The following is a 14788-nucleotide window of genomic DNA, read 5'->3' as shown; positions in this document are numbered from 1 at the left end:
CCCGTGCCTTTCTGCTGCCTGGTAGCGCGCCTGTGCGGGGGCGCCGAGAGCTGTCCTCGGTGCGCGGACTGCGGTAGATGCCGGGATCCACTGCTGAGGGGACTTCTCGGCCGCCATACGGTCGCGCCAGCTCTGCGTCAGGCAGAGTTGGTTCGATCAGGTGTGCCTTCATCGTACAGGGAGTAATGGCTGGTGCCCCTGTGAAAGTGAGCACCATCAGTGCGTTCACCTGTGTTTGGCGGCCGCGTGAACCGTACGAAACGCACTCTTAACGACCGCTGTCCGTGCCGTCCGCGCCGTTCGTTCCCAGCCATCCGGCCAGCTTGCCGCCGTGGCCGACGGCCCGTAGCCGTCGTTCGGCGGCGTCGCGGACGGGGTCCGTGGCGACGACGAGGAGCTCGTCGCCGCGCCGCAGCACCGTCGTCGGCAGCGGGACGAACGAGGTCCCGTCCCGGACGACCAGGGTGACCGCGGCCCCTGCCGGCAGCCGCAGCTCGTGGATCTCGACGCCGTGCATCTTCGATCCCTTGGGGATCGCGACGGACAGCAGGTGCCCGCGCAGCCGCTCCAGGGGTGCCGACTCGATGCCCAGGTCGGCGGCCTCGGATTCCTCGCCCAGGCGCAGCTTGCGGGCGAGCCAGGGCAGGGTCGGCCCCTGGATCAGGGTGTAGACGACGACCAGGACGAAGACGATGTTGAAGATCCGGCGGCTGGCCTCGACGCCCTCCACCATCGGGATGGTGGCCAGGATGATGGGCACCGCGCCGCGCAGTCCGGCCCAGGACATCAGGGTCTGTTCCTGCCAGGGCACCCGGAACGGCCGCAGGCACACCACGACGCTCAGTGGGCGGGCGACCATGGTCAGCACCAGCCCGATGACGAGCGCAGGCCACACGTCGTCGCCGAGTTCGTGCGGGGTGACCAGCAGGCCGAGCAGGACGAACATGCCGATCTGGGCGATCCAGCCGAGCCCTTCGGCGAAGCCGCGGGTGGCCGGCCAGTGCGGCAGCTTGGCGTTGCCCAACATCATCGAGGCGAGATAGACCGCGAGGAAGCCGCTGCCGTGCGCCAGTGCGCCCGCCGCGTACGCCATGACGGCGATCGCCATGACGGCGATGGGGTAGAGGCCGGAGGCGGGCAGGGCCACGTGCCGCAGGCCCCAGGCGCCCAGCAGGCCCACGGCGAGGCCGAGGGCGGCGCCGATGGCCAGTTCCAGCGCTATCACGCCGATGAGCACGTACCAGTGCTCGGCCGGGCCCGCCGTGGAGAAGGAGACCACCAGGATGACCACGGGGGCGTCGTTGAAGCCGGACTCGGCCTCCAGGGTGCCCGTCACGCGCGCGGGCAGGGGGATCCGGCGCAGCACGGAGAAGACCGCCGCCGCGTCCGTGGAGGACACGACCGCCCCGATGATGAGCGCCTGGCGCCACTCCAGCCCGATCAGGTAGTGCGCGGCCGTCGCCGTGACCCCGACGCTCACCGCGACCCCGGCCAGCGCCAGCGTGGTGGCGGCGGGCAGGGCCGGTTTGATCTCCTTCCACTTCGTGCTGAGACCGCCCTCGGCCAGGATCACGACGAGGGCCGCGTATCCGATGACCTGGGTGAGTTCGGCGTTGTCGAAGTGGATGTCGCCGATGCCGTCCTGGCCCATGGCGACGCCGATCCCCAGGTACACGAGCAGGCTGGGGAGCCCGCTGCGCGAGGAGATCCGGACCGCTGCGACAGCGACGAGGAGGACGAGCGAGCAGACGAGCAGGAGCTGGTTGAGGTGGTGGACAGTCAGCGGCCGTTCCCTTCCCTGGCCCATCCGCATGACGCGGGAGTGGGCTCACGTACATAGGACACGAAGAGGCAGGGCTCCGCACCCAAGTACTTCGTTACCTTACCTAACTCTTGACGATTTCTTGACGCTTCCCGGTGCATGATCGAACGCCCGTCCGTGCTGGTTCCCGACTCCGCGTCAAGTCGCGCCGGGCCCTGCGCCTATGGTTGCTCCAGCGCTCATTCGAAGTCACAGCCCGCCTGCCGCTCGCGTTAGGACAGCAAGGACAGCGATGCCCCCCAACACCACCGCCTCTTCGGGTCAGAAGCCCGGCAAGTCCGGCAGGAAGAAGGGGCGCAGAGCCCGCCTGGTCGTTTTCGTCCTGGTTCTGGCCATCGTCGCAGGCGTGGCGTACGGGGCGTACTGGTCCATCAGTACGGTGCGCGCCTCCTTCCCGCAGACCAAGGGTTCGATCTCGCTCGAGGGCCTGTCGGGACCCGTGGACGTCAAGCGTGACAGCTACGGCATCCCGCAGATCTACGCCTCCTCCGACGAGGACCTGTTCATGGCGCAGGGCTACGTCCAGGCGCAGGACCGGTTCTACGAGATGGACGTGCGCCGTCACATGACCTCCGGGCGCCTGTCGGAGATGTTCGGCAAGGGCCAGGTCGACAACGACGAGTTCCTGCGCACGCTCGGCTGGGACCGGGTCGCCAAGGAGGAGTACGACAAGAAGCTGTCGGCCTCCACCAAGAAGTACCTCCAGGCCTACGCCAAGGGGGTCAACGCCTACCTCCAGGGCAAGAGCGGCAAGCAGATCTCCCTGGAGTACGCGGCGCTCGGCTTCGAGAACGACTACAAGCCCGCGCAGTGGACCCCCGTCGACTCGGTCTCGTGGCTGAAGGCGATGGCCTGGGACCTGCGCGGCAACATGCAGGACGAGATCGACCGCGCCCTGATGACCAGCCGTCTCGGCCCGAAGCAGATCGCCGACCTGTACCCGGCGTACCCCTACAGCCGCAACCAGGCGATCGTCCAGCAGGGCCAGTACGACGAGCTGACCAAGACCTTCGACGGAGGCGACGACGGCTCCGGCACCTCGGGGAACGGCACCTCCGGAACGGGCACGGGTACGGGAGCGGGCACCGGCACGAGCGGCTCCGGCGGCACCGGAATCGGCACGCAGGGCTCCGCCTCCTCGGCCCTCGAAAGCCAGCTGGAGGGCCTCTACAGGGTCCTGGACGACGTCCCCACGGCCGTCGGCGTGAACGGCAACGGCATCGGCTCCAACTCCTGGGTCGTGGGCGGGGAACACACCATCACAGGCAAGCCGCTCCTGGCCAACGACCCGCACCTGTCGCCCTCGCTGCCGTCCGTCTGGTACCAGATGGGCCTGCACTGCCGCAGCGTCTCCGCCAAGTGCCAGTACGACGTCACCGGCTACACCTTCGCGGGCATGCCCGGCGTGGTCATCGGCCACAACCAGAACATCTCCTGGGGGATGACCAACTCCGGTGTCGACGTCACCGACCTCTACCTGGAGAAGCTCACCGGCGACGGCTACCTCTACGACGGCAAGGTCAAGCCGTTCACCACGCGCGAGGAGACCATCAAGGTCGCCGGCGGCGAGCCCAAGAAGATCGTCGTGCGGCAGACAAGCGACGGGATGCCCCTGCTGTCCGACCGCGACAACGAGCTGGTGAAGGTCGGCAAGAAGGCCACCGTCGACACCGCCGCCCCCGACCGCGGCGACGGCTACGGCATCGCCCTGAGATGGACCGCGCTGGACCCGGGCACCTCCATGGACGCGGTCTTCGCGATGGACCGGGCCACCGACTGGAAGGGCTTCCGCGAGGCCGCCGCCCTGTTCGACGTGCCGTCGCAGAACCTGGTCTACGCCGACACCGACGACAACATCGGCTACACGCTGCCCGGAAAGATCCCCACGCGCGCGGAGGGCGACGACGGTTCCCTCCCGGCCCCGGGCTGGGACTCCAAGTACAAGTGGACCGGCTACATCCCCAAGGACGCGCTGCCCTACGAGTACAACCCGGAACGCGGTTACATCGTCACCGCCAACCAGGCCGTGATCGACCAGGACAAGTACCCCTACACGCTCACCACGGACTGGGGCTACGGCACCCGCAGCCAGCGGATCACCGACCTGATCGAGCAGAAGATCAAGGGCGACGGCAAGATCTCCACCGACGACATGCGCCAGATGCAGCTGGACAACAGCAGTGAGATCGCCAAGCTGCTCGTCCCCAAGCTGCTGAAGATCGACCTCGCCGACAAGGACGTCCGCGAGGCGCAGGAGCTGCTGGAGGGCTGGGACTACACCCAGGACGCCGACTCCGCGGCGGCCGCCTACTTCAACGCGGTCTGGCGCAACATCCTCAAGCTCGCCTTCGGCAACAAGCTCCCCAAGGAGCTGCGGGTCAAGGGCCAGTGCCTGTGGGTGGACCCGGTCAACTCCACCGCCCCGGTCGACGAGACCGGCAAGGTGCTCGAGTGCGGCCAGCGCGACGCCGACCAGGCGCAGCCGGACGGCGGCGACCGCTGGTTCGAGGTGGTCCGCAAGCTCATGAACGAGCCGAACAGCGACTGGTGGAGGACGCCGGCCGGGGTGGGCGACAGCCGTCCCAAGGCGACCAACCGCGACCAGCTGTTCAAGCGCGCCATGATCGACGCCCGCTGGGAGCTGACCTCCAAGCTCGGCAAGGACATCGACACCTGGAGCTGGGGCCGGCTGCACCGCCTGTTCCTGAAGAACCAGACCCTGGGCACCGAGGGCCCCGGCTTCCTCCAGTACATGCTCAACCGCGGCCCCTGGAAGCTCAGCGGCGGCGAGGCGGCGGTCAACGCGACCGGCTGGAACGCGGCCGGCGGCTACGAGGTCGTATGGGTGCCGTCCATGCGCATGGTGGTCAACCTCGCCGACCTCGACAAGTCGAAGTGGATCAACCTCACAGGCGCCTCCGGACACGCCTACAGCGCCCACTACACCGACCAGACGGACAAGTGGGCCGACGGCGAGCTGCTGGACTGGTCCTTCTCGGACAAGGCGGTCGACGACACCACGAGCGACACCCTGGTACTGAGACCGTGACCGGCTGACGTAGGCCGAGACCGACGGGAAGGGCCCTCCACGCACGCGTGGAGGGCCCTTCCCGTGTCTTCTCAGGCGCTGGGGAAGCGGCGCACCCCCGACGGTGTCACGACCGCCTGCACCGGCCGGTCGTGTGCCTCGGCCGGAATGTGGTCGACGACCTCGGAGTCGTACAGGAGCACCACCAGCGCGGGATGCGCGCCCGCACGCTCCAGGCGCGCGAGGACGCGGTCGTACGAGCCTCCGCCGCGCCCCAGGCGCATCCCGCGGGCGTCGACCGCGAGGCCGGGCAGCAGCACGACGTCGGCCCCGGTCACGGAGTCCGGGCCCAGGCGCTCGCCGGCCGGTTCGAAGAGGGCCATTTTTCCGCCGTGTTGGACGCGGGCGAGGGAGCCCTCGCCCGCGTAGGCGCCCCAGTCGAGGTCGTTGTCGGGGAGGAGAGCCGGCAGGAGCACCCGCACGCCCCGCGCGCGCAGCGCGTCCAACAGCGCGAGCGTTCCCGGTTCGCTCCCCACGGAGACGTACGCCGCCACGGTGCGCGCCCGCGCCAGTTCGGGCAGCTCAAGCGCCCGTTCGGCCAGCGCGACCGCGGCTTCGCGCACGTCATCCGCCGTCAACCTGCTCCTCACCGCGAGGAACTCCCGCCGCAACATTCGCTTGTCAGGCTCGCCCGGACGTCCGGCGTGACTCAAAGGTTGCACCCGTACCCTCTCAATACGCTCATATGAGAGCTAATTAACCGGAGCCTCAGATTCCGCACCAAGGCACCGGATAAGGTGCGGGCATGACTCAGTCGCACCCTCGGATCAGTAAGGCTGTCATCCCGGCGGCAGGCCTCGGCACCCGTTTCCTGCCGGCCACCAAGGCAACTCCCAAGGAGATGTTGCCGGTCGTCGACAAGCCGGCGATCCAGTATGTGGTCGAAGAGGCCGTCTCCGCGGGTCTCGACGACGTCCTCATGATCACGGGCCGCAACAAGCGCCCCCTGGAGGACCACTTCGACCGCAACTACGAGCTGGAGTCGGCCCTTCAGAAGAAGGGCGACGCGAACCGGCTCGCCAAGGTGCAGGAGTCCAGCGACCTCGCCACCATGCACTACGTCCGTCAGGGCGACCCCAAGGGCCTCGGCCACGCCGTCCTGTGCGCGGCCCCCCACGTGGGCCGGGAGCCCTTCGCCGTCCTCCTCGGCGACGACCTCATCGACCCGCGCGACCCGCTGCTCAAGCGGATGGTCGAGGTCCAGGAACAGCGCGGCGGCAGCGTCATCGCGCTCATGGAGGTCGCGCCCGAGCAGATCCACCTCTACGGCTGTGCGGCCGTGGAGGCCACCGAGGACGGCGACGTCGTCAAGGTGACCGGCATGGTCGAGAAGCCCGACCCGGCGGACGCCCCGTCGAACTACGCGATCATCGGCCGCTATGTCCTCGACCCGCACATCTTCGACATACTCCGCCAGACCGAGCCCGGCCGCGGCGGCGAGATCCAGCTCACCGACGCCCTCCAGCAGCTCGCCACCGACGAGAAGGTCGGCGGCCCGGTGCACGGCGTCGTCTTCAAGGGCCGCCGCTATGACACCGGCGACCGCGGCGACTATCTGCGTGCCATTGTCAGACTCGCATGCGAACGTGAGGACCTGGGCCCGGACTTCCGGACCTGGCTTCGCAGTTACGTAGCCGAGGAGATGTAGCACGTTGAGCAGCGCCGCGCCCCGCACCGTCGGCCCGGACCACCTGTGGTCGGTGGACGAGCACCTGGAGGACATCCTCGCGACCGTCCGCCCCCTCGAACCCATCGAGCTGCAACTGCTCGACGCCCAGGGCTGCGTCCTGGTCGAGGACGTCACGGTCCCGGTGTCCCTGCCGCCGTTCGACAACAGCTCCATGGACGGGTACGCGGTACGGGTCGCGGATGTCGCGGGCGCGAGCGAGGAGTTCCCGGCCGCCCTGGAGGTCGTCGGGGACGTCGCGGCCGGCCAGGCCGACCTGCTCCACGTGGGCCCCGGCCAGGCCGCCCGCATCATGACCGGCGCCCCGCTGCCGCCCGGCGCCGAGACCGTCGTCCCCGTCGAATGGACCGACGGCGGACTCGGCGAGGGACCCGTCACCGGGATGCGCGCTCGCGCCCAGGCCCCCGAGGGCGCCGAGGGGCATGTGCACGTGTACCGACCGGCCGCCGCACGCGCGCACGTGCGGGCCAAGGGCAGCGACGTCAAGGCGGGGGACCGCGCCCTCGAAGCGGGCACCGTCCTCGGCCCGCCGCAGATCGGCCTGCTCGCCGCGATCGGCCGCGGCACCGTCCGGGTGCGCCCGCGCCCGCGCGTGGTCGTCATGTCCACCGGCAGCGAACTCGTCCAGCCCGGCGAGGAACTGGGCCACGGCCAGATCTACGACTCCAACAGCTTCGCCCTCACCGCCGCCGCCCGGGACGCCGGCGCCATCGCCTACCGCGTGGGCGCCGTCACCGACGACGCCGAGACCCTCCGCTCCACCATCGAGGACCAGCTCGTCCGCGCCGACCTCATGGTCACCACAGGCGGTGTCAGCGTCGGGGCGTACGACGTCGTCAAGGAGGCCCTGTCCCACGTCGGCGACGAGGACGAGGCCGGCAGCGGCATCGACTTCCGCAAGCTGGCCATGCAGCCCGGCAAGCCCCAGGGCTTCGGCTCCATCGGCCCCGACCACACCCCGCTGCTCGCGCTCCCGGGCAACCCGGTGTCGTCGTACGTCTCCTTCGAGCTGTTCGTCCGCCCCGCGATCCGCGCCCTCATGGGCCTCGACGACGTCCACCGGCCCCGGACCACGGCGACCCTCACCACGGACAAGGCGCTGACCTCGCCGAAGGGCCGCAGACAGTTCCTGCGCGGGACGTACGCCGACGGCGCCGCGACCCCGGTCGGAGGCACCGGATCCCACCTGGTCGCGGCCCTCGCGCACGCGGACGCGCTGATCGTCGTCCCCGAGGACGTGGAGTCCGTCGAGCCCGGTGCCGAGGTCGAGGTCGTCCTGCTCGGCTGACCGGGCGCGCGCGGACCCGCCGGCGCCCGGCCGGGAGCCGCGCGCCCGCGTGTCCACCCGTGTCCACCGCCCGGTCCCGTGCCCTTGCGCGCCCCGACTTGGGGGTACCGTGTCGCGCACAACAGGCCCGCGCGCCGTACCGCGCGGGGCCCGGACCGGGAGCGCGACACAGCATGACTGAGCCTTCCCGGGGGGAGACCCCCGGAGCCCCAGTGCAGGACCGACTGACCCACATCGACGAGGCGGGTGCCGCCCGCATGGTCGACGTGTCGGGGAAGGACGTGACCGCGCGCACCGCCAGCGCCAGCGGCCGGGTCCTGGTCTCGCCCCGCGTGATCGAGCTGCTGCGCGGCGAGGGCGTCCCCAAGGGGGACGCCCTGGCCACCGCGCGGATCGCGGGCATCATGGGCGCCAAACGCACCCCCGACCTCATCCCGCTGTGTCACCCCTTGGCGGTCTCCGGTGTGAAACTGGACCTGCGGGTCGCGGACGACGCCGTGGAGATCCGGGCCACCGTGAAGACGACCGACCGTACCGGTGTCGAGATGGAGGCCCTCACCGCGGTGTCCGTCGCCGCGCTCACCGTGATCGACATGGTCAAGGCGGTCGACAAGGGAGCGGTGATCACGGACGTGCGGGTGGAGGAGAAGACGGGCGGCAAGTCGGGCGACTGGAGCCGGGCATGAGCGCCGGGGCGCACGGCACCCCGCCCGCGCCGTACCGCGCGCTGGTCGTGACCGCCTCCAACCGTGCCGCCGCCGGGATCTACGAGGACAAGGGCGGCCCACTGGTCGCCGAGGGCCTCAGGGGCTTCGGCTTCACCGTCGAGGGACCGCAGGTCGTGCCCGACGGGGACCCGGTGGAGGCCGCGCTGCGGGCCGCCGTGGAGGCCGGTTACGACGTGATCGTCACCACCGGCGGCACCGGCATCTCGCCCACCGACCGCACCCCCGAGGCGACCCGCGCGGTGCTCGACCACGAGGTGCCGGGCATCGCGGAGGCCATCCGGGCGTACGGACGGGACAAGGTGCCGACGGCGGCGCTCTCCCGGGGGCTGGCCGGAGTGGCGGGGCGGACGCTGATCGTCAATCTGCCGGGGTCCAGCGGCGGGGTGAAGGACGGACTGGCCGTCCTGGAGCCCCTCCTGACGCACGCCGTCGACCAGATCCGCGGCGGCGATCACCCCAGACCCGGCGCCGGCACCGGGGGTGCGAGCTGAACAGCCCCTCCTGGCCCGTCGTACTGGCGGACGGCGATGTCGTCCTGAGGCCGATAAAGATGCGCGACCAGCGGGCCTGGCGCGAGGTCAACCGGCGCAACCGGGACTGGCTGCGGCCCTGGGAGGCGACCATCCCGCCGCCCACCCCCAGCGGACCGGTCGCGCACCGGCCGACCTACCGTCAGATGGTCCGCCATCTGCGGCACGAGGCGAGCGCCGGCCGGATGCTGCCGTTCGTGATCGAGTACCAGGGGCGGCTGGTCGGGCAGTTGACGGTCGCCGGTATCACCTGGGGCTCGATGTGCTCGGGGCATGTCGGGTACTGGGTGGACGAGTCGGTGGCCGGCCGCGGTGTGATGCCGACCTCCGTGGCGCTCGCGGTGGACCACTGTTTCCGAACCGTCGGTCTGCATCGCATCGAGGTCTGCATTCGCCCGGAGAACGGGCCCAGCCGCCGGGTCGTGGAGAAACTCGGATTCCGCGAGGAGGGGCTGCGCCCGCGCTATCTCCACATCGACGGAGCCTGGCGCGACCACCTCGTGTTCGCGCTCACCGCGGAAGAGGTGCCCGACGGTTTGCTCCGGCGCTGGCAGCGGGCACGATCCAGGAGCACGCCCCACGACAATCCCGCATAGCCGGGAAATTGAATAAATGTTCGATAATGATCGGCGGATGACCACCTGAGGGCATTGAATTCGCCTCCTCGGCGGTCTGTTGATCGCATCCGTCACAAAAAAAGCTCGAAATATCAGCCAGATCGTGCGACACACCGACTCAATTGGCGGATGGCCTCACGCAAACCCCTCTACCGTGTGAGGCGTGAGCAGCAGCGGCCTCATCTACGCAGTCATTGTCGGGGCCTGGGCCGCCTACTTGGTGCCGATGTGGCTCCGTAGGCAGGACGAGCTGAACGAGGCCCGTCCGACGGAACGCTTCAGCACGGCCATCCGGTTGTTGTCCGGCCGGGCGGGGATGGAGCGCCGATACGCCAAGGACCTGCGGGCGCGCTCCACCGAGGAGGGGGAGTCCGGCGTCGCCGACCCGGACGCCGTCACCGACTCGGTGGACGTCCGGGCCTTCGCCATGCCCCCGACCCGTCCTCGGACACAGGCATCGGTGCGCGCGCCCGGCGCGGAGCGTTCGGAACCGGCGCGCGAAGCGGCGCGTGAGCCCGCGCGTGAACCGGAGCGCGAGTCCGTGCGCGACGAGCACCCCGAATCGGCGCAGCGGTCCGGCGCCGCACCGCGGTCCGGTGCCGCACCGGCGCGGAAGCGGGTGTCGGCCCCGAGGCGCACGCCCGCCGAGGAGGCGGCCGCCGCGCGCGCCCGGCGCACGAAGGTGCTCGCGCGCCGTCGGCGTACGACGGTCATGCTCTTCCTCGCCTTCACGCTCGGCGCGATCGTCGCCGCGGTCGGAGGGCTCGCGTTCCTGTGGGCGCCCGGTGTGCCCGCCGTGCTGCTCAGCGCGTACATCGCCCATCTGCGCTCCCAGGAGCGCCGGCGCTTCGCCTACCAGATGGACCGGCGTCGGGCCGAGGCCGCCGCGCAGCGCCTGCGCGAACGCTCGCGCCAGCCGCGTCGGCGCGTGACGGTCGACGCGAGCGCCGACTCCGAGGAGCCGGACGAAAGCCCGGAGCCCGAGACGGACCCCGGACTGTCGGCGCTGGCCGCCGACCGGCGCGCGCTCGTCGAGCAGACCGACCACGCGGAGTGGGTCGACCAGCAGCGCGAGCGCCAGCAGCGGCCGGCCCACGGAGACAGCTGGGACCCGGTCCCGGTGCCCCTGCCCACCTACGTGACCGCGCCCGTCGCGCCACGCGCCACCTCCGACGTGGACCTCGGGGCGCCGGACGCCTGGAGCTCGGCCCGGTCCAGCTCCGCCACCCCGGAGCAGGAGGCGCAGTCGGGCGCGGGCGACGGGGGATCGGAGGAACCGTCCTCCGACTCGGAGGACAGGCCATCGACCGACGACCGCAGTGACGCGCGTCGCGCCGCCTCCGCCCGCCGCGCCCGCGAGCGCGGCCGCACCCCCCTCTTCGACCAGTACGAGGACGGCGACCGGCCGCGGGCCGCCAACGAGTGACCCGCCCTCCGGGCGCCCCACCAGCAGGATCAAGGCCCGACCGGGCCCTCCCTGACCAGCCGGGAACGAATTTCCAAGCACCCGGACGGGGATGCTAGAGTTTCACTCGTTGCAAGGGCCTGTGGCGCAGTCCGGTAGCGCACCTCGTTCGCATCGAGGGGGCCAGGGGTTCGAATCCCCTCAGGTCCACCGCAACAACTTCCCGGGGAAACTCGGGGTAGTTGATGAGATCCCGTCCGATCAGTTGATCGGGCGGGGTCTTTTTTTGTTTGTGCGGGGTGGGGGGAGCAGTGAGGTGGCTGTCGCCAGGAGGGTGCAGGCGAGGGCTGTGGTGGTGAGGGGGAGCCAGGGGAGTTGGAGGGTGGGGGGTGCGGAGAGGAGGGTCAGGGCGGTGGTGAGGGTGAGGAGGTTGACGGTGGTGGCCAGGAGGCCGAGGAGGGTGCCGAGGGTGACGATCGTCAGGGACTCCGCGACCGCCAGGCCGAGGAGCTGACCGCGGGTGGCTCCCGTCAGGCGGAGGGAGCGCAGGGCGCCGGTGCGGTCCGAGGTGGACATGAGCAGGGTGTTCGCCAGGGAGATGCCGGTGTAGAGCAGGGCGAGGCCCAGGACCAGGAAGAAGCCGAGGCGGGTGGTGTCGTCGGTTCGGGGGGAGACGGTTCTCAGCCAGGCGGTTCTCGTGAGGACCTGGGCTTCCGCGGTCGGGGCCGGTCCCACCGCTCGTCGTAGTGCCGCCTCCACCGTGGTCGCGTCCGCGCCGGCGGCGACCTTCACGTCCACGCGGTCGACGGGGGCGGACGGGGCGTTGGCCGGGGTGATGTAGACGCCGTTGTCGCCGGTGCCGGTGGGCATCACCGCGGCGATGCGGAGGGTGGTGGGCGTGCCGTCGCCCAGTCGGACGGTGACGTGGTCGCCGACCGTGTGCTCGGCCCACTCCTCGTTGACGACGATCGAGTCGTCGTCCAGGTCGGCGAGACGGCCCGACGTCAGCGGCAGGTGCGTGGTCGCGGCGAGGTCCTCCGGGGTGGCCGCGCGGGCCTCGGACCTGATCAGGGCCACGTCGTCCTCCAGGACGTACACCGCGCTGCGAGCGGTGACCGAGACCTCGGCGCCCGGCAGTGCGCGCAGGCGTTCCACGGTCCGCGCGGTGAGGCCCGTCCCGGTCCCGGTGCCGTCGTCCGCTCCTGTCGGTGTCACCACGAAGTCCGCCGTCGTGCGGGCCCGGAGTTCCTTCGTCCTCGCCTCGTTCAGGGTCGCGGTGGCGCCCAGCAACGAGCCGGTGAGGGCGACGGTGATCAGGACGGGGGCCGTGAGGGCGGCGGTGCGGCGCAGCGCCGTGGTGGTGTTCTCGCGGACCAGGAGGCCGGTGGCGCCGGGGAGCCGGGTGGCCGGCCAGGTGAGGAGCCGGATCGAGGGGCGGACCAGGACCGGGGAGAGCAGGGCGGTCGCGGTGATCAGGAGCATGGGGCGGCTGATGTAGGTCTTGCGGTGCAACAGGTCGCCCGGGTCGGTGAGCAGGGCCAGGACCAGGGTCACCGCCGCGGTGAGCAGGAGGGCCGCGCCGGTGAGCAGGCGGCCGCGGGTCATCGTGCCGGTGTCGACCGAGGCCTCGCGCAGCGCCTGGGTGGGAGGCGTCCGGCCGGCCCGCCAGGACGCGGCCAGCACTCCGCACAGGGCCACCAGCAGGCCCGTCCAGAAGGCCAGGTGGTACGGCCAGGCATGGTCGCCGATGGTGAACCAGGCCGGGGCCAGGCCGCCGGCCACGACCCGGGAGGCCAGGTGCGGGGCGGCGTATCCGCCGAGCGCGCAGCCCGTGGCGGAGGCGAGGACGCCGACGAGCAGGGCCTCCGTCACCACCGTCCGGCGGATCTGGCCCGGGGTGGCGCCCGCGGTGCGCAGCAGGCCGAACTCCCGGCGCCGTTGCGCGACCGCGAAGGCGAACGTCGACGCCACGACGAACACCGACACGAACCCGGCGACCCCGCCGGCCGTGCCGAACAGGGCGTTCAGCGCGGTCAGCGCCTCGCGGTCCCGGTCGGGATCGGCGTCCGCGAACCGTCGGGCGTCACCGGTGAGGACGTTCAGGCCGGGGGCCGCCTTCCGTACCGCCACCGGGGTTGCCGTTACGACGACTTGGGGGATCCGTGGTGACAGGCGGGCCGCGCGGGCGTCCGTGTAGAAGAGGGCGTTCTCGAAGCCGGGGGTGTCGACCGTGCCCGGTACACGCACCGTGCCCACCACGCGTACCGGGCCCGCGGGAGTGCGCAGCCGTTGGCCCACGGTCGTCCAGTCTCCGGTGGCCACGACCTCGTCCGGGGCGCTCGGTGCCCTTCCCGCGGTGAGGTCGTACGGGGCGAAGGCGGCCGTGGACCAGGGGTGGCCGACCAGGTCACCGGGTGCCCCAGGGGCTCGTACCGGGAAGGTCCGGTCCTCGACGACCCGGCCGAGGGCGCGCAGTGCGGCGATGGTTCGGGCCGGGACCGGTCGGGGGTGCGCCAGCTTCTGGGTGCGTTCGCCGATCGGCGTGGGCACGCGCAGGGTGTCCTGGCCGCGCACCACGACCGGCGCCGCCGCGAAGCGTTCCGGCTTGCGTTCCGGGGCGTCGGCGGAGGAGGCGAGCGCCAGGCCCATCACGGTGAGCAGGGCGACACCGAGGGAGAGGGCCAGGAAGGTACCGGTGAAGGTGGTCCAGCGGGTACGCAGCCCGCGTACGGCGATGCTCAGCACGGGGTGGCCTCCGACAGGCGCGTGGTCTTCGATGGGGCCTTGGTCTCCCATCCCGCCATCCGCCCCGCGATCTCCCGCGCCGACCCCCCGCTCAACTCCCCGTGCACCCGCCCGTCCACCAGGAACACGACCCGGTCGGCGTACGACGCGGCCGTCGGGTCGTGGGTGACCATCACGATCGTCGTGCTCCCGGTGTCGACCAGGGTGCGCAGCAGGGTGAGGATCTGGTGGCCCGTGCGGGAGTCCAGGGCGCCGGTCGGTTCGTCGGCGAAGAGGACCTCGGGGCGGGTGATGAGGGCGCGGGCGAGGGCGACGCGTTGTTGCTGGCCGCCGGAGAGCTGGGAGGGGCGGTGGCCGGCTCGGTCGGCCAGGCCCACCTCGCGCAGCGCTTCCAGAACGCGCGCACGGGGCACACGGCGGCGGGCCAGGCGGAGCGGGAGCGCGGTGTTCTGCGCGGCGGTGAGGGAAGGCAGCAGGTTGAACGCCTGGAAGACGAAGCCGACGCGCTCGCGGCGCAGCAGGGTCAGTCGGCGTTCGCTCAGTGCGGTCAGCTCGGTCTCGCCGAGGCGTACCGAGCCCGAGGTGGGCCGGTCCAGGCCGGCGGCGCAGTGCAGCAGGGTCGACTTGCCGGAGCCGGACGGTCCCATGACGGCGGTGAAGGTGCCCCGGGGGAGGGCGAGCGTGACGCCGTCGAGGGCGGCCACCGCGGCGCCGCCCGAAGCGAACCGCCTGTGCACGTCCCGCAGTTCGATCGCCTGAGATCTCATGTCGGCCTCGTCTCCCACCCGTTGTGATCCGCTCGGTTCCGGAGGGTCCAGCCAACCCCCGACCGGCCCGCGAATCAGTGCGGCTGGAGGGAGACTTGGGGTAGGGCCAGG

11 protein-coding genes and 1 tRNA gene are annotated in these 14788 nt (G+C 71.3%); 8 read left to right on the top strand and 4 right to left on the bottom strand.

Annotated elements, in window-relative coordinates; genetic code table 11:
- Nucleotides 1–268 precede the first annotated feature (268 nt).
- The gene (locus SLINC_RS18995) at nucleotides 269–1813 is read right to left on the bottom strand and encodes a potassium/proton antiporter (protein ID WP_067434289.1); all 1545 of its coding nucleotides are present in this window, start codon (nucleotides 1811–1813) and stop codon (nucleotides 269–271) included.
- A 241-nt stretch (nucleotides 1814–2054) separates the two neighbouring features.
- Between SLINC_RS18995 and SLINC_RS18990 the strand changes: the two genes are divergently transcribed.
- Entirely contained in the window at nucleotides 2055–4871 is a 2817-nt protein-coding gene (locus tag SLINC_RS18990; protein ID WP_067434286.1) for a penicillin acylase family protein, read from the top strand.
- 71 nt (nucleotides 4872–4942) lie between these two features.
- Here SLINC_RS18990 and SLINC_RS18985 read toward each other — a convergent pair whose 3' ends face one another.
- The gene (locus SLINC_RS18985) at nucleotides 4943–5524 is read right to left on the bottom strand and encodes a 5-formyltetrahydrofolate cyclo-ligase (protein ID WP_079164601.1); all 582 of its coding nucleotides are present in this window, start codon (nucleotides 5522–5524) and stop codon (nucleotides 4943–4945) included.
- A 131-nt stretch (nucleotides 5525–5655) separates the two neighbouring features.
- Between SLINC_RS18985 and galU the strand changes: the two genes are divergently transcribed.
- From galU to SLINC_RS18950, 7 genes are all read left to right on the top strand, one after another.
- Entirely contained in the window at nucleotides 5656–6558 is a 903-nt protein-coding gene (galU, locus tag SLINC_RS18980) for a UTP--glucose-1-phosphate uridylyltransferase GalU (RefSeq protein WP_067434279.1), read from the top strand.
- Between the two features lie 4 nt (nucleotides 6559–6562).
- Complete coding sequence (glp, locus tag SLINC_RS18975; protein WP_067434277.1) at nucleotides 6563–7885, top strand: molybdotransferase-like divisome protein Glp; 1323 nt, start codon at nucleotides 6563–6565, stop codon at nucleotides 7883–7885.
- Nucleotides 7886–8058: 173 nt separating this feature from the next.
- Nucleotides 8059–8571, top strand: coding sequence for a cyclic pyranopterin monophosphate synthase MoaC (gene moaC, locus SLINC_RS18970; RefSeq protein WP_067434274.1), 513 nt, complete (start codon nucleotides 8059–8061; stop codon nucleotides 8569–8571).
- Entirely contained in the window at nucleotides 8568–9104 is a 537-nt protein-coding gene (locus SLINC_RS18965; protein WP_067434271.1) for a MogA/MoaB family molybdenum cofactor biosynthesis protein, read from the top strand. Before moaC ends, SLINC_RS18965 begins: the two co-directional genes overlap by 4 nt.
- On the top strand, nucleotides 9101–9739 hold the full coding sequence (locus SLINC_RS18960; RefSeq protein ID WP_079164600.1) for a GNAT family N-acetyltransferase: 639 nt from the start codon (nucleotides 9101–9103) through the stop codon (nucleotides 9737–9739). The genes SLINC_RS18965 and SLINC_RS18960 overlap by 4 nt, the downstream gene beginning before the upstream one ends.
- Nucleotides 9740–9923: 184 nt before the next feature.
- Complete coding sequence (gene sepX, locus SLINC_RS18955; protein WP_067434266.1) at nucleotides 9924–11186, top strand: divisome protein SepX/GlpR; 1263 nt, start codon at nucleotides 9924–9926, stop codon at nucleotides 11184–11186.
- A 115-nt stretch (nucleotides 11187–11301) separates the two neighbouring features.
- A tRNA-Ala gene (locus SLINC_RS18950) sits at nucleotides 11302–11375 on the top strand.
- Nucleotides 11376–11426: 51 nt separating this feature from the next.
- Here the strand turns inward: SLINC_RS18950 and SLINC_RS18945 are convergent.
- Nucleotides 11427–13910, bottom strand: a complete 2484-nt coding sequence (locus SLINC_RS18945; protein ID WP_067434263.1) for an FtsX-like permease family protein — start codon at nucleotides 13908–13910, stop codon at nucleotides 11427–11429.
- The gene (locus SLINC_RS18940; protein WP_079165132.1) at nucleotides 13904–14677 is read right to left on the bottom strand and encodes an ABC transporter ATP-binding protein; all 774 of its coding nucleotides are present in this window, start codon (nucleotides 14675–14677) and stop codon (nucleotides 13904–13906) included. The genes SLINC_RS18945 and SLINC_RS18940 overlap by 7 nt, the downstream gene beginning before the upstream one ends.
- Nucleotides 14678–14788 lie beyond the last annotated feature (111 nt).

This window comes from Streptomyces lincolnensis (assembly GCF_001685355.1).
In the GTDB taxonomy this organism is placed as follows: Bacteria; Actinomycetota; Actinomycetes; order Streptomycetales; family Streptomycetaceae; genus Streptomyces; species Streptomyces lincolnensis.
The sequence above is the reverse complement of the archived record's forward strand: the minus strand, read 5'-3'. Positions and strand labels throughout refer to the sequence as shown.